The sequence below is a fragment of the Pseudomonas sp. NFX98 genome (assembly GCF_047784845.1).
GTDB lineage: Bacteria > Pseudomonadota > Gammaproteobacteria > Pseudomonadales > Pseudomonadaceae > Aquipseudomonas.
In genome coordinates this window covers 1-18826 of sequence record NZ_JBLNNF010000026.1, presented here as the reverse complement: position 1 = coordinate 18826, position 18826 = coordinate 1, and the positions used below count along the sequence as shown (strand labels likewise).

17 protein-coding genes are annotated in these 18826 nt (G+C 59.2%); 13 read left to right on the top strand and 4 right to left on the bottom strand.

Annotation, left to right across the window (positions count from 1 at the left end):
• The 5 genes from minE to ACM110_RS27135 all read left to right on the top strand — a co-directional run bounded on the left by minE (position 1) and on the right by ACM110_RS27135 (position 5153).
• A complete protein-coding gene (gene minE, locus ACM110_RS27155) occupies positions 1-255 on the top strand; it encodes a cell division topological specificity factor MinE (protein WP_007974947.1) in 255 nt (84 codons plus the stop codon).
• A gap of 181 nt (positions 256-436) precedes the next feature.
• Positions 437-1072, top strand: a complete 636-nt coding sequence (locus ACM110_RS27150) for an RluA family pseudouridine synthase (RefSeq protein ID WP_046027121.1) — start codon at positions 437-439, stop codon at positions 1070-1072.
• 219 nt (positions 1073-1291) lie between these two features.
• Positions 1292-2581, top strand: coding sequence for a M18 family aminopeptidase (locus tag ACM110_RS27145; RefSeq protein WP_150772629.1), 1290 nt, complete (start codon positions 1292-1294; stop codon positions 2579-2581).
• 152 nt (positions 2582-2733) lie between these two features.
• Positions 2734-2910 (top strand): hypothetical protein, encoded by a 177-nt coding sequence (locus tag ACM110_RS27140; RefSeq protein WP_338585456.1) that lies wholly within the window; start codon positions 2734-2736, stop codon positions 2908-2910.
• 77 nt (positions 2911-2987) lie between these two features.
• Positions 2988-5153 (top strand): mechanosensitive ion channel family protein, encoded by a 2166-nt coding sequence (locus ACM110_RS27135; protein WP_416130178.1) that lies wholly within the window; start codon positions 2988-2990, stop codon positions 5151-5153.
• Between the two features lie 71 nt (positions 5154-5224).
• On the opposite strand, the gene ACM110_RS27130 is transcribed toward ACM110_RS27135, so the two are convergent.
• Entirely contained in the window at positions 5225-5938 is a 714-nt protein-coding gene (locus tag ACM110_RS27130; protein ID WP_416130177.1) for a UTRA domain-containing protein, read from the bottom strand.
• Between the two features lie 362 nt (positions 5939-6300).
• Between ACM110_RS27130 and ACM110_RS27125 the strand changes: the two genes are divergently transcribed.
• From ACM110_RS27125 to ACM110_RS27100, 6 genes are all read left to right on the top strand, one after another.
• Entirely contained in the window at positions 6301-7365 is a 1065-nt protein-coding gene (locus ACM110_RS27125) for an ABC transporter substrate-binding protein (RefSeq protein WP_416130176.1), read from the top strand.
• Positions 7366-7504: 139 nt separating this feature from the next.
• Positions 7505-8311: an alkaline phosphatase family protein gene (locus ACM110_RS27120; RefSeq protein WP_416130175.1), complete on the top strand. Its 807-nt coding sequence runs from the start codon at positions 7505-7507 to the stop codon at positions 8309-8311.
• Positions 8308-9153 carry an ABC transporter permease gene (locus tag ACM110_RS27115; RefSeq protein ID WP_416130174.1) on the top strand — a complete coding sequence of 282 codons (846 nt, stop codon included), beginning with the start codon at positions 8308-8310 and terminating at the stop codon, positions 9151-9153. The genes ACM110_RS27120 and ACM110_RS27115 overlap by 4 nt, the downstream gene beginning before the upstream one ends.
• Positions 9140-9940 (top strand): ABC transporter permease, encoded by an 801-nt coding sequence (locus ACM110_RS27110; RefSeq protein WP_416130173.1) that lies wholly within the window; start codon positions 9140-9142, stop codon positions 9938-9940. The genes ACM110_RS27115 and ACM110_RS27110 overlap by 14 nt, the downstream gene beginning before the upstream one ends.
• The gene (locus ACM110_RS27105; protein WP_338585449.1) at positions 9937-10926 is read left to right on the top strand and encodes an ABC transporter ATP-binding protein; all 990 of its coding nucleotides are present in this window, start codon (positions 9937-9939) and stop codon (positions 10924-10926) included. The genes ACM110_RS27110 and ACM110_RS27105 overlap by 4 nt, the downstream gene beginning before the upstream one ends.
• A 34-nt stretch (positions 10927-10960) precedes the next feature.
• Entirely contained in the window at positions 10961-11614 is a 654-nt protein-coding gene (locus ACM110_RS27100) for an HAD family hydrolase (protein ID WP_416130172.1), read from the top strand.
• A 93-nt stretch (positions 11615-11707) separates the two neighbouring features.
• Here the strand turns inward: ACM110_RS27100 and ACM110_RS27095 are convergent, their stop codons facing one another.
• Positions 11708-12670, bottom strand: coding sequence for a zinc-binding dehydrogenase (locus ACM110_RS27095; protein WP_416130171.1), 963 nt, complete (start codon positions 12668-12670; stop codon positions 11708-11710).
• Between the two features lie 138 nt (positions 12671-12808).
• Between ACM110_RS27095 and ACM110_RS27090 the strand changes: the two genes are divergently transcribed.
• Both ACM110_RS27090 and ACM110_RS27085 read left to right on the top strand, forming a co-directional pair.
• Positions 12809-14890, top strand: a complete 2082-nt coding sequence (locus tag ACM110_RS27090; RefSeq protein WP_416130170.1) for a carboxy terminal-processing peptidase — start codon at positions 12809-12811, stop codon at positions 14888-14890.
• A gap of 119 nt (positions 14891-15009) precedes the next feature.
• The gene (locus ACM110_RS27085; protein ID WP_416130169.1) at positions 15010-16800 is read left to right on the top strand and encodes a bifunctional diguanylate cyclase/phosphodiesterase; all 1791 of its coding nucleotides are present in this window, start codon (positions 15010-15012) and stop codon (positions 16798-16800) included.
• A gap of 106 nt (positions 16801-16906) precedes the next feature.
• Here ACM110_RS27085 and ACM110_RS27080 read toward each other — a convergent pair whose 3' ends face one another.
• Together ACM110_RS27080 and ACM110_RS27075 are read right to left on the bottom strand one after the other, a co-directional pair.
• Positions 16907-17206 carry a contact-dependent growth inhibition system immunity protein gene (locus tag ACM110_RS27080; RefSeq protein ID WP_416130168.1) on the bottom strand — a complete coding sequence of 100 codons (300 nt, stop codon included), beginning with the start codon at positions 17204-17206 and terminating at the stop codon, positions 16907-16909.
• On the bottom strand, positions 17190-18826 hold a 1637-nt coding region (locus ACM110_RS27075; RefSeq protein ID WP_416130167.1), incomplete at its 5' end, for an RHS repeat-associated core domain-containing protein. The genes ACM110_RS27080 and ACM110_RS27075, both read right to left, overlap by 17 nt.

Here is an 18826-nt window from a genome sequence, read left to right as displayed (position 1 = left end):
ATGAACCTTTTTGACTTCTTTCGTGCCAACAAAAAGCAAAGCACCGCGTCGGTAGCGAAAGAGCGTCTACAGATCATCGTGGCGCACGAACGCGGCCAACGCAGCACCCCGGACTACCTGCCGGCCTTGCAGAAGGAACTGGTCGAGGTGATTCGCAAGTACGTCAATATCGGGTCCGATGACGTGCATGTCGCACTGGAAAGCCAGGGCAGCTGCTCGATTCTGGAACTCAATATCACCCTGCCAGATCGCTGAGTCGATCCGGCTGGAGCCACGGCGGCTCAGGCTTTCCTGCATTTGCAGGAGCAAAGCTTGCTCGCGATAGCATCACCTCGGTTTGTCTGAATACCGAGTTGCCTGAATCGCGAGCAAGCTTTGCTCCCACAGAGAACGGGACGCCTGAGCCGCCGTTGGCGTTTGTTACGAGGCTGTTTTAATGCCGTTGTCCAATGTCCACATCATTCATCAGGACGCCGCCGTACTGGTGGTGAACAAACCGACTTTGTTGCTCTCCGTCCCAGGCCGGGCCGATGACAACAAGGACTGCCTGATTACTCGTCTGCAGGAAAACGGTTACCCGGAAGCGCGAATCGTCCATCGGCTGGATTGGGAAACCTCCGGCATCATCCTGCTGGCCCGCGATCCCGATACGCACCGTGAACTGTCCCGGCAATTTCACGACCGCGAAACCGAAAAGGCCTACACCGCACTGTGCTGGGGCCAACCGGAACTCGACAGCGGCAGCATCGACTTGCCGCTGCGCTACGACCCGCCGACCAAGCCTCGCCATGTGGTTGACCATGAGTTCGGCAAGAACGCCCTGACCTTCTGGCGTGTGCTGGAGCGTTGCGGCGACTGGTGCCGCGTGGAGCTCACGCCGATCACCGGCCGTTCGCACCAACTACGCGTGCACATGCTCTCCATCGGCCACCCGCTGCTCGGTGACGGGCTCTACGCCCACGAGCAGGCGCTGGCTGCCTGGCCGCGCCTGTGCCTACACGCGAGCATGCTCAGCTTCACCCATCCCCAGACCGGCGAGCGCCTGCGTTTCGAGTGCCCGGCCCCGTTCTAAAGCAAAAGCAATCCCTGTAGGAGCGAGCTTGCTCGCGAAAAACCCAAGGACGCCGCAGCGCATTTGGGTTTCCGCGTCATCGTTCACGACCTTCGCGAGCAAGCTCGCTCCTACAGAGATCTCCTCCAGGCCCGATACCAGGGACCGCCTACCCAGCACTCCCCCGCCAATTCTCTGACCAATACGTTAAACTGGCCCCACTGCTGTCTGGAGCTACTTATGCGCGAAGAGTTGAACCAAGGCCTGATCGACTTCCTCAAGGCCTCCCCTACCCCGTTCCATGCCACCGCCAGCCTTGTTCAGCGTCTGGAAGCGGCGGGATATCAACGCCTCGACGAACGCGAGCCATGGCACACCGAAGCCAATGGCCGCTACTACGTCACCCGTAACGACTCTTCGATCGTCGCGATCAAAATGGGTCGCCACTCGCCACTGCACGGCGGCATTCGCCTGGTCGGCGCCCACACCGACAGCCCGTGCCTGCGGGTCAAGCCGCAACCGGAACTGCAACGCCAGGGCTTCTGGCAACTGGGCGTCGAAGTCTACGGCGGCGCACTGCTGGCACCGTGGTTCGACCGCGACCTGTCCCTCGCGGGCCGCGTGACCTTTCGCCGTGACGGCAAGGTCGAGAGCCAGTTGATCGACTTCAAGGCACCGATCGCGATTATTCCGAACCTGGCCATTCACCTCAACCGTGAAGCCAACATGGGTTGGGCGATCAACGCCCAGACCGAATTGCCGCCAGTGCTGGCGCAGTTTGCCGGTGACGAACGCGTGGATTTCCGTGCGGTGATCACCGACCAGCTCGCCCGCGAACACGGTCTGAATGCCGACGTGGTGCTCGATTACGAGCTGAGCTTCTACGACACCCAAAGCGCCGCCGTCATCGGTTTGCACGGTGACTTCATCGCCGGCGCGCGCCTGGACAACCTGCTGTCGTGCTACGCCGGCCTGCAAGCATTGTTGACTGCGGACACCGACGAAACCTGCGTGCTGGTGTGCAACGATCACGAAGAAGTCGGTTCATGCTCGGCCTGCGGTGCCGACGGCCCGATGCTTGAGCAAACGCTGCGTCGCCTGCTGCCCGAAGGTGATGAATTCGTACGCACCATTCAGAAATCCCTGCTGGTTTCCGCCGACAACGCCCACGGCGTGCACCCGAACTACGCGGAAAAGCACGACGCCAACCACGGCCCGAAACTCAATGCCGGCCCGGTGATCAAGGTCAACAGCAACCAGCGCTACGCCACCAACAGCGAAACTGCCGGATTCTTCCGTCACCTGTGCATGGCCGAAGAAGTGCCGGTGCAGAGTTTCGTGGTACGCAGCGACATGGGCTGCGGCTCGACCATCGGCCCGATCACCGCCAGCCACCTGGGCGTGCGCACCGTGGACATCGGCCTGCCGACGTTCGCCATGCACTCGATCCGCGAACTGTGCGGCAGCCATGACCTGGCGCATCTGGTCAAAGTGCTGAGCGCGTTCTACGCCTGCCGCGAATTGCCGTAGTACCTGTAGGAGCTGCCGCAGGCTGCGATCTTTTGATCTTGTTTTAAGGCAAAGTCAAAAGATCGCAGCCTGCGGCAGCTCCTACACACCTCACTACCGACCATCCAAAAGCCACCTAGACTTCAATCATTCCTTTCGACAAGGCAGTCGCCATGATCTCGATGTCCACCTTCCACGCCATGCTGATCCCGATTCTTGCCGGAATGCTCCTGTTGGCGATCGGCTTCAACTTTCGTGACAAGAACCTCGGCGTATTCGCCATGTGGATCGGCATGCTGACGATCTTCGCCACCGTGGTTATCAAGATCCTCGCCAAACTCAACGAATAAATACGTACCCTGACTCGCATTGATTTTGACGGGCTCGTACACTCGGTCGACCCGCTCACTCCGAGGTTGACCGCCTAGTGTTCGCTCGTCTGTTTGCCCTGCCGTGCTTTTTCCTTGTCTGCCTGATGACGCTGCTGCCGATGGCGCCGGCCCAGGCTGTCGGCTTGCCGAGCCTGCTCAACAGTTCGGCGAAAACCCAACCCGAGGCACAAGAACCTCTAGGGCAGTCCCTGGACGAAGTCATCAAGTCGCTGGAGAACGATCAGCAGCGAAGCAAATTGCTGGCCGATCTGAAGAAACTGCGCGACGCCACGAAAAAAGCCCAACCGGCCACCGAACAAGGCGTGCTGGGCCTGATTGGCGGGACACTGGCCAGCTTCGAAAAACAATTTTCCGGTGCCGACAGTCCGCTCACCCGTTGGACCAACGAGTTCGACCTGGCCAGCGACGAACTGACAGCGCTGGTGCTGCCCGCCAACGAATGGCTGCCGATCATCTTCGCCTTCGCCGTGATTCTGATGGTCTGGAGCCTGCTGGCAGCGGCGCTGATCTGGGTCAGCCACCGGGTGCGCATGCGCTTCGGCCTGACCGAAGAACTGCCACAACACCCCAGGGCCCTGGACATGTTGCGCTTCGCTTTGCGCAAGCTCGGGCCATGGCTGATTGCCTTGGTGATCACGGTCTACATGAGCTACGCCCTGCCTTCATCACTGGGCAAAAGCCTGGCCATGGTCCTGGCCTATGCGCTAGTGGTTGGCACCTGTTTCTCCGCGATCTGCGTAATCGCTTTTTCCCTGCTCGACGGCCCACACCGCCACCGCGCCCTGTACATTTTGCGGCATCAGGCCTTCCGTCCGTTGTGGCTGATCGGCAGCTTCGCCGCGTTTGGTGAAGCCCTGAACGACCCGCGTCTGATCGAAAGCCTCGGCGTGCATCTGGCACATACCGCGGCGACGGTGGCCAATATTTTGGCGGCGCTGTCCACCGGGTTGTTCATCCTGCGATTCCGCCGTCCGATCGCCCACTTGATCCGCAACCAGCCGCTGTCCCGACGCCTGACCCGCCGCGCCCTCAGCGACACCATCGAAATCCTCGGCACCTTCTGGTACGTCCCGGCGCTGGTACTGGTGGGCATTTCACTGTTCGCCACGTTCGTTTCCGCTGGCGATACCAGCACTGCGTTGCGCCAATCGCTGATCTGCACCGTGTTGCTGGTGTTGTGCATGGTCATCAACGGCCTGGTCCGCCGCCACGCGCTCAAACCGCAACGCGGTGTGAAGCGCCACGCACTGTATTCCGAGCGCCTGAAAAGCTTCTTCTACACCCTCGCGCATCTGCTGGTGTGGCTGGCGTTCATCGAACTCGGCTTGCGGGTATGGGGCATGTCGCTGATTGCGTTCACCGAAGGCGAAGGCCATGAAGTCAGCGTCAAGTTGTTCAGCCTCATCGGCACGCTGATCTTCGCCTGGCTGGTCTGGATCCTCAGCGACACCGCCGTGCACCACGCCCTCACCCGCTCACGCAAAGGCCTGGCCAACGCCCGCGCGCAGACGATGATGCCGCTGATCCGCAACGTGCTGTTCGTGGCGATCTTCATCATTGCGCTGATCGTCGCCCTGGCGAACATGGGGATGAACGTCACGCCACTGCTGGCCGGTGCCGGCGTGATCGGCCTGGCCATCGGTTTCGGTGCGCAATCGCTGGTGGCCGACCTGATCACCGGGTTGTTCATCATCATCGAAGACTCCCTGGCCATCGACGACTACGTGGACGTCGGCGGCCACCTCGGCACCGTCGAAGGCCTGACCATCCGCACCGTCCGCCTGCGGGACATCGATGGCATCGTCCACACCATCCCGTTCAGCGAAATCAAAAGCATCAAGAACTACTCCCGGGAATTCGGCTACGCGATCTTCCGGGTCGCGGTGCCTGCCAGCATGGACATCGACAGCGCGATCAAACTGATGCGCGAAGTCGGCCAGAAAATGCGCACCGACCCACTGCAACGACGAAACATCTGGTCGCCGCTGGAGATTCAAGGCGTGGAAAGTTTCGAGTCCGGCAACGCAATACTCCGCGCTCGGTTCAAGACTGCGCCGATCAAACAGTGGGAAGTTTCGCGGGCGTTCAATCTGTCACTGAAACGGCATCTGGATGAAGCGGGAATGGAACTGGCGACGCCGCGGTTGAGTGTGCAGGTGGTGACTGCTGGTGGTGGCCCAGAAAAAGAACAGCCTCTGTAGGAGCTGCCGCAGGCTGCGATCTTTTGATTTTGTTTTTAAAAAGATCAAAAGATCGCAGCCTGCGGCAGCTCCTACAGGACATCAACGCCGACATGAATCGCGTCATGCCGCCAGAACTCCAGATCACAATCGATCAACCGCTCATGCTGATCGTAATTGACCCGGGCAATGCGCAAGCCCGGGCTGCCCACTGACACGCGCAAGGCCGCCGCCGCATCCACCGACAACGCCGTCGGCACAATCTCGAACCGCACCCGCCCGTAATGCAGATCGTAGTGCCGCGCATAAAGCTCGGTAATTGACTGGTTCAAATCAAAATCCAGAATCCCCGGGAAATACTGCGGGTTCAGGTAATGCTCCACATACAACACCAGCCGCCCATCAATGCGCCGCGAACGGCAGATCTGAATCACGCTCGACAGCGCCGGCAACTGCAACCAGGCACAGACCGCCGCCGACGCCGGCTGCAAACGCGCAGAAATCACCTCGGTGGATGGCACCCGCCCCTGAGCGCCAACCATCGCGTGAAAGTGACTGCGCTGCATCAGGTTATAGGCCAGGCGCGGCGGCGATACGAACCAGCCCCGGCGTTCCTCGCGGTAAATCTGCCCCTGAGACTCCAACTGCAACAACGCCTCGCGCACAGTGATCCGCGTTGTGCCAAACAACTCACTGAGCTTGCGTTCGGCCGGCAATTTGCTGCCAGGCGCCAACAACCCGTGATCGAGCTGTTCCTGAAGAACCTGGCCAATCGCTGTCACCGCTTTTGTAGCCTCATCGCGCATCAACGTTACCTATCTGGACTAGACCAGCACTGTTTCGGGGCAGAACCGCGCTGAAAATCGATTCAATCAATGTCCTGCAAGCGTAGGCAGTGCAGATGACTGAGAGATGACAAGTCTGCGGACGGTCATCCCGGCGGTCATTTAAAAACCGTGCAATACATCGGCCAAGTCCTTGCGTAGCGGGCCTTTGCCTATGGTCTACGCTTAGCTGGCAGCCGCCAATATCGAGCAAATAAACGTCTTGCCGGGCGACGAACGACATCAAAGTGTCATCCAGCCCCCTTAGATTGGCTCAGGTATTGCTGACCTAGACCAACACCAACCGCAATCGCAGCGTTGAACACGACCCAAGGAGCTTCGGAATGAAACAGTTTTTCCTGGCATCACTGTTAGGCTCGACCATTGCCATGTGCACCGCCGCCATGGCGGCTGATGATTTGAAAACCCTGGAAGCCGCTGCGAAAGCGGAAGGCGCAGTCAACAGCGTCGGCATGCCCGATGACTGGGCCAACTGGAAAGGCACCTGGGAAGACCTGGCCAAGAAATACGGCCTGAAACATATCGACACCGACATGAGCTCGGCACAGGAAATCGCCAAGTTCGCCGCCGAGAAAGACAACGCCAGCGCCGACATCGGCGACGTCGGTGCCGCCTTCGGCCCGATCGCGGTCAAGCAAGGCGTGGTGCAACCGTACAAGCCTTCGACCTGGGATCAGATTCCTGATTGGGCCAAGGACAAGGACGGCAACTGGGCATTGGCCTACACCGGCACCATCGCCTTCATCGTCAACAAAAAACTGCTGCACGGGTCCGAAGTGCCAACCAAGTGGTCTGACCTCAAGACCGGCAAATACAAGGTTTCCATCGGTGACGTAAGCACCGCTGCCCAGGCTGCGAACGGCGTTCTGGCCGCGGCACTGGCCAACGGTGGCGACGAGAAGAACCTGCAACCTGCGCTGCTGCTGTTCGCCGATATCGCCAAGCAGGGTCGCCTGTCGATGTCCAACCCGGTCATTGGTGCCATGGAAAAAGGCGAAATCGAAGTCGGCGTGGTCTGGGACTTCAACGGCCTGAGCTACAAGGCCAAGATGGCCAACCCGGATGACTACGTGGTGCTGATCCCGTCCGACGGTTCGGTGATTTCCGGCTACACCACCATCATCAACAAATACGCGAAAAACCCGAACGCCGCCAAGCTGACCCGCGAGTACATTTTCAGCGACGCCGGCCAGATCAACCTGGCCAAAGGCCACGCCCGTCCGATCCGCGCCGAGCACATCACGCTGCCAGACGACGTGAAAGCCAAGCTGCTGCCGAACGAGCAGTACAAAAAGGTCACGCCGATCAAGGACGCGGATGCATGGGAGAAGACTTCCAAGGCCCTGCCGCAGAAGTGGAACGAAGAAGTCATAGTCGAAATGAAGTGATGCTTCATCTGTAGGAGCAAAGGCTTGCTCGCGATGCAGTCAACTCGGTCTATCCGGTAGATCGTGGGTGATGCCATCGCAGGCAAGCCTTGCTCCTACAGGCTTTGACGATATTCAATATTTGCGGAGTCCCATTCCCATGAAGCACAACGTCATCCTTGTCGTGCTCGACGGCCTCAACTTCGAAGTCGCCCGCCACGCCATGGGACACCTGCAGGCATATGTCGGCGCAGGACGCGCAGCGCTCTACAAACTGGAGTGCGAGTTGCCGGCCCTGTCCCGACCGCTTTACGAATGCATCCTAACCGGCGTCACGCCGATCGACAGCGGCATCGTTCACAACAACGTCTCGCGCCTGTCCAACCAGCGCAGCATCTATCACTACGCCACCGAGGCCGGTCTTAAAACCGCGGCGGCGGCTTACCACTGGGTCAGCGAGCTGTATAACCGTTCGCCGTTCGTGGCATCCCGGGATCGTCATACCGACAACCCCGACCTGCCGATCCAGCACGGGCATTTCTATTGGAGTGATCACTACCCGGATTCGCACCTGTTCGCCGACGCCGAAAACCTGCGCCTGTGCCATACGCCGAATTTCCTGTTGATCCACCCGATGAACATCGACGACGCCGGGCACAAGCACGGCCTCGACACCCCGCAATACCGCAACAGCGCACGCTTCGCTGACATCTACCTCGCCGACTACCTGCAAGGCTGGCTCGACGCCGGCTATCAGGTGCTGGTGACCGCCGACCACGGCATGAACAACGACCGCTCCCACAACGGCTTGCTACCGGAAGAACGCGAAGTCCCGCTGTTCGTCCTCGGCGACGCGTTCAGCTTCAGCGCCGACGCCACGCCCAAGCAGACCGAGATTTGCGGCACCGTCTGCGAACTGCTGGGCGTACCTCATGACAAACCTGTGTGTCGGGAGCTGCTCAAGTGAATTCCAACTCCCGCGGCAAATGGCTGGCAGCGTTATGTCTGGTGCCCTTCGCTCTGTTCTTCATCGTGTTCGAAATCGCCCCTTTGGTGTGGGTGATGATCAACAGCCTCGAATCGGAAGAGTTCGGCTGGGGTATTGCCAACTTCACAAAAATCTTCAGCTCGAAGTTCTACCTCCAGGCGATCCAGTACAGCCTCGAGATCAGTTTCTGGTCCAGCGTGTTCGGCATCGTCATCGCGGTGCTCGGCGCCTATTCCCTGCGCCGGGTCGACTCGAAGCTGCGCAACTTCGTCAACGCTTTCGCCAACATGACCAGCAACTTCTCAGGCGTGCCTTTGGCCTTTGCCTTCATCATTTTGCTGGGCTTCAACGGCAGCTTCACCATCCTGCTCAAGCAGGCCGGGATCATTCAGGACTTCAACCTGTATTCGAAAACCGGGTTGATCATTCTCTACACCTACTTCCAGATTCCCCTCGGCGTGCTGCTGCTTTACCCGGCCTTCGACGCGCTGCGCGAAGACTGGCGTGAGTCCGCCGCATTGCTCGGCGCCAACGGCTGGCAGTACTGGCGGCACATCGGTCTGCCGGTGCTGACCCCGGCGCTGCTCGGCACCTTCGTGATCCTGCTGGCCAACGCCCTCGGCGCCTACGCCACGGTGTACGCCCTGACCACCGGCAACTTCAACGTGCTGACGATCCGGATCGCAGCGATGGTCTCGGGCGACATTTCCCTGGACCCGAACCTGGCCAGTGCCCTGGCCGTGGTACTGGTGGCGTTAATGACCCTGGTGACCATCGTCCATCAACTGCTGTTGAAGAGGAGCTACCATGTCTCGCGCTGAATTGGGGCCCGCCGGCATTTACCATCGCGTGGTGGTTTACCTGCTGTTTGCGATTATGTTGCTGCCGCTGCTCGGCACCTTTATCTACTCGATTTCCAGCAGTTGGTCGGCCACCATTCTGCCCAGCGGTTTCAGTATCAAATGGTATGCACAGCTGTGGAGCGATCCGCGCTTCCTGAACGCTTTTGGCCAATCGCTGTTGGTGTGTGTCGGTGCATTGATTCTGTCGGTGGTACTGATTCTGCCGCTGCTGTTCGTGGTGCATTACCACTTCCCGAAACTCGATGCGCTGATGAACATCCTGATCCTGCTGCCCTTCGCCGTGCCGCCGGTGGTGTCGTCGGTGGGGCTGTTGCAGCTCTACGGTTCCGGGCCATTCGCGATGGTCGGTACGCCGTGGATCCTGATCGGTTGCTACTTCACCGTGGCGCTGCCGTTCATGTACCGGGCGATCACCAACAACCTGCAAGCGATCAACCTGCGCGACCTGATGGACGCCGCCCAACTGCTCGGCGCCAGCACTTTTCAGGCGGCGTTCCTGGTGGTGTTGCCGAACCTGCGCAAGGGCTTGATGGTGGCGTTGCTGCTGTCGTTCTCGTTCCTGTTCGGTGAGTTCGTCTTCGCCAACATCCTCGTCGGCACCCGTTACGAAACCCTGCAGGTCTACCTCAACAACATGCGCAACAGCAGTGGCCATTTCACCAGCGCGCTGGTGATTTCCTACTTCCTCTTTGTGCTGATTCTGACCTGGATTGCCAACATCTTGAACAGGGACAAAAGCGAATGAGCTATGTCAGCGTCCAACATCTTCAGAAAAACTACGCGGGCACCACGGTGTTCAGCGACATCAACTGCGAAATCCAGAAAGGCGAGTTCGTCACCCTGCTCGGCCCGTCCGGTTGCGGCAAATCCACGCTATTGCGTTGCATCGCCGGGCTGACCTCGGTGGACGGCGGCAAGATCCTGCTTGATGGGGTCGACATCGTGCCGTTGAGCCCGCAAAAGCGCGGGATCGGCATGGTGTTCCAGAGTTATGCGCTGTTCCCGAACATGACCGTGGAACAGAACGTCGCCTTCGGTTTGCGCATGCAAAAGGTCAACGCCGATGACAGTCAGAAGCGTGTCGCCGAAGTCCTGAGACTGGTGGAGCTCCACGATTTTGCTGCGCGCTATCCGCATCAGCTGTCCGGCGGCCAATGCCAACGAGTCGCCCTCGCCCGCTCACTGGTGACCCGACCTCGCCTGTTGCTGCTGGATGAACCGCTATCGGCTCTCGATGCGCGGATCCGCAAGCACCTGCGTGAACAGATCCGTCAGATCCAGCGCGAGCTGGGCCTGACCACGATATTCGTCACACACGATCAGGAAGAAGCCCTGACCATGTCTGACCGCATTTTCCTGATGAATCAGGGAAAAATCGTACAAAGCGGCGACGCCGAAACCCTCTACACCGCGCCAGTGGATGTATTCGCCGCCGGGTTCATCGGCAACTACAACCTGCTGGACGCCGAGAATGCGACGAAACTTCTGCAGCGACCGATCAACCACCGCATCGCCATTCGCCCAGAGGCCATCGAATTGAGTCTGAACGGCGAGCTCGACGCACAGGTGCGCAGCCATAGCCTGCTGGGCAACGTGATTCGCTACCGCATCGAAGCACGTGGTGTGGAACTGGTGGTGGATGTGCTCAACCGTTCGGCCTCCGACCTGCATCCCGATGGTCAGCGCCTGGCACTTTCCATCGATCCAACAGCCCTGTGTGAGGTAGCCTGATGACCTTGCTGACGTTGAAGAGAGAACTGCACTGATGGCCCTGGCAATTTTTGATCTGGACGAAACCCTGATCCACGGCGACTGCGCCTCGCTGTGGAGCGAACAAATGGTCCGCCTCGGCTGGGTCGACGGCGAATCTTTCCTGCGTCGCGACAAGGAACTGATGGACGCCTACGGCCGAGGCCATCTGGCGATGGAAGACTACATGGCCTTCAGCCTGGAGCCGTTGATTGGCCGTACACCTGAAGAAGTAGCGCACCTGGTTGGTCCGTGGGTAGAAGACTTCATCGAACCGATCATCTTCAGCGACGCCACCAAAACCATCGCCGCCCACCGCAAGGCCGGTGACCGTATTCTGGTGATCTCCGCGTCGGGCACGCACCTGGTCGCACCGATAGCGGAACGTCTGGGCATCGACGAGATTCTCGGCATTGAACTGGAAGTGGCTCACGGCTCTTATACCGGCAAGACCGTCGGCACCCTGACCTACCGCGAAGGCAAGATCACCCGATTGCTGGAGTGGCTGGATGCGGAAGAGGAAAACCTGGAAGGCGCGAGTTTCTACTCCGACTCACGCAATGATCTGCCGTTGTTGCTGAAGGTGGATTTCCCGCATGTGGTAAACCCGGACCCGGTGTTGCGTGAGCAGGCCGAGAAGGCCGGTTGGCCGATCCATCTCTGGAAATAAAAAAAAGATCGCAGCCTGCGGCAGCTCCTACAGGGGATCGCGTTCCATGTAGGAGCTGCCGAAGGCTGCGATCTTTTCAAAGCCAACCCGATATCAGGTCAGGCTGGCATCAATCACCAATACCAGTTTCCCCGCCACCGTATTACTCGCCAATTCCGCAAACGCCGCTTCGGCGTCCTTGATCGGGAAAGCCTTGGCCAACTGCGGGCTCAATCGCCCTTCAGCAAACAACGGCCACACATGCTGGCTCAAATCACTGAACAGGTCCGCCTTGAACTGATCGTCGCGGCTACGCAAAGTCGACCCCAAAAGCTGCACACGCTTGGCCAATACCTGCGCCAGATCCAGCTTGGCCTCGCGGCCGCCCATCAACCCTATCAACACCCAACGACCGTCCAGCGCCATCAGCTTGAGGTTCAGCGCCGCGTAATTGCCGCCCACAGGGTCGAGGATGACGTCGAACGGCCCCAGGTCGCTCAGGCTCTCCGGATCACTGGTGCGCACCACGCCACCCTGGGCGCCGAGCGCTTCGCAGTACGCCAGCCGTTCGGCCGAGCCGACGCTGACCCAGCACGGATTGCCGAACGCCTTGCACAGCTGAATGGCGGCTGAACCGATTCCACTTGCTCCGGCGTGCAGAAGAACTTTCTGACCCGGTTTGAGCGCTGCGAGTTGAAACAAATTCAACCAGACCGTTGCATAGACTTCCGGCAACGCGGCTGCTTCGGCCAACGACATTTCGTCGGGAACCGGTAGCACGTGCCGTCCGTCGACAACCACCTCTTCGGCCATGCCGCCCCCGGCCAGCAAGGCGCAGACGCGGTCGCCGACCTTCCACGACGAGCCCGGACCGACCTCGCAGATCACTCCCGAACACTCTAGACCGAGCACCTGACTGGCCCCCGGCGGTGGCGGATACAGGCCGGCCTTCTGCAACAAATCGGCGCGATTAAGACCCGCTGCCGCCACACGAATGCGAACTTGTCCTACATCACACGTAGGACTCGGCGCTTCAACCCACTCCACTTGACCGTCAACGCCTTGCAATGCTTTCACAGTGCCTCCATAGTGAGTCTGGACTGAGCCCGAAGCTGTAGCGCCGGGCTTTTTGCATTATGCGACCGGCCCATGTGGAACCGGCGACTTCAAAGACGGCCTAATATGCGTTATCAATTGTCCCCGCGTCGAATCAACATGAAGCGTTTGTTCCCCAGCACCGCCCTCGCTCTTTTCATCGGCATCGGCCTGTTGCCGATGTCCGGCAATACTTTCGCAGCCAATAGCTGGGACAAGCTTCAACCTGATCGTGACGAAGTCATCGCCAGTCTGAACGTCGTGGAACTGCTCAAGCGCCACCACTACAGCAAGCCGCCGCTCGATGACGCGCGCTCAGTGATCATCTACGACAGTTACCTGAAATTGCTCGACCCGTCGCGCAGCTATTTCATGGCCAGCGACATTACCGAATTCGACAAGTGGAAAACCCAGTTCGACGACTTCCTCAAGAGCGGCGACCTCAACGCCGGGTTCACCATCTACAAGCGCTACCTGGACCGCGTCAAAGCGCGTCTGGACTTCGCCCTTGCCGAGCTGAACAAGGGCGTCGACAAAATGGACTTCACCACCAAGGAAACCTTGCTGATCGATCGCAAGGACGCCCCTTGGCTCAAATCCACCGCAGAACTCGACGACCTGTGGCGCAAACGCGTCAAGGATGAGGTTTTGCGTCAGAAGATCGCCGGCAAGGATTCCAAGCAGATCCAGGAAACCCTGACCAAGCGCTACAAGAACCAGTTGGCGCGTCTGGACCAGACCCGCGCGGAAGACATCTTCCAGGCGTACATCAATACCTTCGCCATGTCCTACGACCCGCACACCAACTATCTGTCGCCGGATAACGCGGAAAACTTCGACATCAACATGAGCCTGTCCCTTGAGGGCATCGGCGCCGTGTTGCAGAGCGATAACGATCAAGTGAAAGTCGTGCGCCTTGTGCCGGCAGGTCCAGCGGACAAGACCAAACAAGTTGCTCCGGCCGACAAGATCATCGGCGTTGCCCAAGGCAACAAAGAGATGGTCGATGTAGTGGGCTGGCGCCTGGACGAAGTGGTCAAGCTGATCCGCGGCCCGAAAGGCACCGTGGTGCGCCTGGAAGTGATTCCGGCCAGCAACGCGCCGAACGACCAGACCACCAAGATCGTGCCGATCACCCGCGAAGCGGTGAAGCTTGAAGATCAGGCAGTGAAGAAGTCGGTGCTGAACCTGAAACAGGACGGCAAGGACTACAAGCTCGGCGTCATCGAGATCCCGGCGTTCTATCTGGACTTCAAGGCATTCCGCGCCGGTGATCCGGACTATAAGAGCACCACCCGCGACGTCAAGAAGCTGCTGACCGAGTTGCAGAAAGAAAAAGTCGACGGCGTGGTTATTGACTTGCGCAACAATGGCGGCGGCTCCTTGCAGGAAGCCACCGAGCTGACCAGCCTGTTCATCGACAAAGGCCCGACCGTACTCGTGCGTAACGCCGATGGCCGCGTCGACGTTCTCGAAGATGAAAACCCGGGCGCCTTCTACAAAGGTCCGATGGCATTGCTGGTCAACCGCTTGTCCGCCTCGGCTTCGGAGATTTTTGCCGGCGCCATGCAGGACTACCACCGCGCGCTGATCATCGGTGGCCAGACCTTCGGTAAAGGCACCGTGCAGACCATTCAGCCGCTGAACCATGGCGAACTGAAACTGACCCTGGCCAAGTTCTACCGGGTTTCCGGTCAGAGCACCCAGCATCAGGGCGTGCTGCCGGACATCGATTACCCGTCGATCATCGACACCAAGGAAATCGGCGAAAGCGCCCTGCCGGAAGCCATGCCGTGGGACACCATCCGCGCGGCGATCAAGCCTGCGGTCGACCCGTTCAAACCGTACATCACCCAGCTCAAGTCCGAGCATGACGTGCGTACAGCCAAAGATGCGGAGTTCGTGTTCATTCGCGACAAACTGGCCCTGGCGCAGAAGTTGATGAACGAGAAAACCGTCAGCCTCAACGAAGCCGAGCGTCGCGCGCAACACACCGATATCGAAGCCAAGCAACTGGCGATGGAGAACATTCGTCGCAAGGCCAAGGGCGAAGAGCCGCTCAAAGAGCTGAAGAAAGAAGACGAAGACGCTATCGCGGCCGAGCAAGACAAGACCAAGCCGGAAGACGATGCCTACCTGAGCGAAACCGGGCGTATCTTGCTGGACTACCTCAAACTCAATACCGCGGTGGCCAAGCACTAAAATGATGGCAATTTAATGCTGATGCCCAGCTGGGCGTCATCAAACAGTCATCATTCTGTCGTGCAATAGAGGACTGGGAGCCAAGGCTCCCAGTCCTTTTTTTATCGCCAGAGAACGCCATGACCACAACCGAACAGCTGAGTGCGTTGAGCTCGATTCTGACTCAAGGCGGTTTGCACAGTCTGTTCCAGCCGATCATCAGCCTCTCTGAGCGAAGAATTTTCGGCTACGAAGCCCTCAGCCGCGGCCCCTCCAACAGCCCGCTGCACTCGCCCATCGCCTTGTTCGCGGTTGCCCGCCAGGCCGGTCGTTTGAGCGAGCTGGAAATTGCCTGCAGGCAAAGCGCTTGCCGGCGTTTTAACGAACAGCAGTTGCCCGGCAAGTTGTTCCTCAACGTGTCCCCGGAATCCCTGCTCGAAGCCGCCCACCAACCAGGTCGTACCCTGCAACTGCTGCAGGACTTCGGCATCCCGCCGAGTCAGGTGGTGATCGAACTCACCGAACAGACGCCGATCGACGACTTCCAGTTGCTGCAGACCGCACTGCATCACTATCGGGCGATGGGTTTTTCCATCGCCCTGGATGATCTGGGTGCGGGCTATTCGAGTTTGCGTCTATGGTCCGAGCTACGTCCAGACTACGTGAAGATCGATCGCCATTTCATCGACGGCATCCATCAGGATGCCCTCAAGCGCGAATTCGTCGGCTCGATCCTGCAAATCGCCAAGGCTTCGCGGGCACAAGTGATCGCCGAGGGCATCGAGTTGCCGGAAGAACTGGCGGTGTTGACCGAGATGGGTATCGATCTGGTTCAGGGCTATTTGCTCTGCCGTCCGCAAGAACATCCGCCACGGGATGCCCGGACCCTGATGCCGCGACAGGACAACACTGCCGTGGCGCTGAACGATGAAGCCAGCGACCTCAGCGCCCTGCTCAACGACCAGCCTGCGGTGGGTCGCAACACGCCGACCGCCACCGTTCTGGAGGCCTTCCGCCGCCAAGCCAATCTGAACTCGCTGGCAGTGCTGGATGAACAAGACCAGCCATGCGGTATCGTCCACCGGCACTCGCTCTCGGACGCCTTGCTCAAGCCGTTTGCCACTGACCTGTTCGCCCGCAAACCCATCAGCCGCTTGATGAGCGATGACTTCCTCGCCGTCGAGATGAGCCAGTCGCTGCAACAGGTCAGCCGCCTGATCACCAGCCGGGCCCGGCAACGCATCGAAGAAGACTTCATCATCACCCTCAACGGCAGCTACCTGGGCCTTGGCCGGGTAATCGATGTACTCAAGCTGATTACCGAACTGAAGATCCAGCAGGCCCGCTACGCCAACCCGCTGACCCTGCTGCCGGGCAACGTGCCGATCCAGCAATGCCTCACGCGACTGCTGCAACAGAAACGCGAATCGGTGATCTGTTACGTCGACATCGACAGCTTCAAACCCTTCAACGACATCTACGGCTACGGCCGTGGCGACGAAGTCCTGCTGTGCCTGGCGCAATGCCTTAACGACCGCGTAGACCCGTCCCGCGACTTCGTCGGCCACATCGGCGGCGACGACTTCCTGCTGGTGCTCGGCCCGGAAGACTGGGGCAAACGTTTGAACCAGCTACTGGACGACTTCCAGAGCCAGTGCCGACGCTTCTACCGCGCCGAACACCTGGAAGCCGGCTGCTTCATCGCCCCCAACCGCCAGGGCGTACGCCAGGAATTTCCGCTGCTGTCGCTGTCCATCGGCGTGGTGCACCTGCACCCGGAAGCCTGCGAGGAAATCGATGCCAGCCAATTGGCGGAGATGGCCTCACAGGCTAAACACCACGCGAAGAATGTACCGGGGTATAGCGTGCATGTGATTGATAGCTTGGCGGTGCCGGAGCCTGAGGGGGCTTGGTTGATGGGGCAGCGGTGAGTGCTCGCGATGATGGCGGACCAAACAATCCAAATCTCGAATTGATTCTCACCTAGCCCATTCAAGTAGGCTGCCCCCCCAACCGCCGATCAATCAGATAACCTCACTAACCAAGCATCTCAACAAGATGATTCAGCCATACCTCCCCTGACTCCCACTCATGCCAATAACAATAAGAACAACTCATATCTTTAAGTAAAAACTCTCTCAGCTCGAACTCAGCCATACGCATGTGCAGTAGAGCGACAATTTCACCTTTCACTTCTGATATTGTCTCAGCTGTAGAGTCGTTCATGAACGACCTAACAACATCGTCAGCCACCTCGCACTCACACATCCAGTCCTCATTAAAATAGGCTCCCAAGAACTGATAAAGCTTCCAAAACGAGTCATTTATCACTTGCATACCCCGTTAATATAAAGTGGCCAGACGACGTGCTTGGAGTTTTCTTAAGTATCAACTTTACTGTAGACAAAGCTTCGAGCCTTCCACTATCGCGAACGACGCCAACGCCAACGGGTGCCGGCATAGGCTGGGTAATAACGAGCTTCTGTGCTTTCCCTTTCATGAACTCATCGATCAACTTTTTATTTTTACTAATAACACTTGAAACTGTGGTTTCTGCAGCAGTCCGATTAGGAAATGTCGACGCAATTGGTATATGGGGTTCAGCCTTGAGCCTTTCCCGCAACTGTGCTTCGGACCTATCAATATGCTTCTCTATAAGATGACCTCCCTGAGCTTCATGCGCAGCTAATCCACCACCCGGAACAATTTCACTGAACGGCCCATCGGCATCTGAATCGCCCGGACATTGACACGCTAGTCCCAGCGGATCCACCCACCCCGCCGGATTCGGCGTGTACCGATAGCTGTTCAAGCCACCCGCCAGCTTCACCGGATCCGGCGTCAGATAGCGTCCGATATCCGGGTGGTAATAGCGGTGGCGGTTGTAGTGCAATCCGCTTTCGGCGTCGAAGTATTGGCCCTGGAAGCGCAGCGGTTGTTCCAGCTGTTCGCCGCCACCGTGGGTTATTTGGCTGACTTTGCCGTAGGCGGTGTAATTCGCCGACCAGACGATCTCGCCGCCGTAGTCGGTGAGTTCCTGCGGGGTGCCGAGGTGGTCGAGTTGGTAGTAAAACGGGCAGGCTTTTTTCGGGCCTTTGCCGTCGAGCATGGCCAAGGGCCGGAAGCTGCCCGGTTCGTAGAGGTAGCTGCGGTAGTGGCTGGGGCTGCTTTCGGCAACGAGTTGGTCGCCTTGCCAGAAAAACTGTGTGCAGTGGCCGTCGACGGTTTTGTTGATGCGGCGACCGAAGGCGTCGTAGCGGTAGCTCGCCGTGCGGCCGTCGGGCAAGGTCAGGCCGGTCAGGCGGTGCTGGCTGTCGTAGGTGTAGGCGGTGATGTCGTGGCCACGCCGTTCGCGGATCAGGTTGCCGTAGGCGTCGTAGTCGTAATGCCGGTCGGCGTGACGGCGCAGGCGGTTGCCCTTGAGCTGCCAAGGGCCGGGGCGGTCGTGGATCAGCAGGTTGCCGGCCGGGTCGTGAGTGAAGTTTTCCGGGGCTTGCTCACGGCCGTGGCGCACGCCGGTCAGGCGGTCGAGCGGGTCGTACTGGTAGCGCCGTGGGCCGTGGCGCGTGTCGCTGATCTGTGCGAGGTTGCCGTTGGCGCTGTAGGCATAATCGCGACGGTACAGCGGACGCTGGTTTTGCCTGACGGCGTGGGCCTGCAAACGGCCCTGGTCGTCGTAGGCATAGTCGCTGTGCAGCAGGCCTTGTTGGCGGCTTTTTTCACGACCGAACTCGAAATGATGGCCGGTGAGCCGTGAGCCATTGAGGTCGATGGCCGTCAGCGCTCCACCATCGGCGCGGTGGTATTCAAGACGGCTGTTGTCCGGCAGACGCAAATGCTTGAGCTGGCCGCTGACGTCGTAGCCATAACGCAAGGTGCCCCAGCCTTGGTGCTCGGTGATCAGTCGGTCATGAACGTCGTATTCGAACTCCAGCGGATGGTCCTGGCCGTCATCGA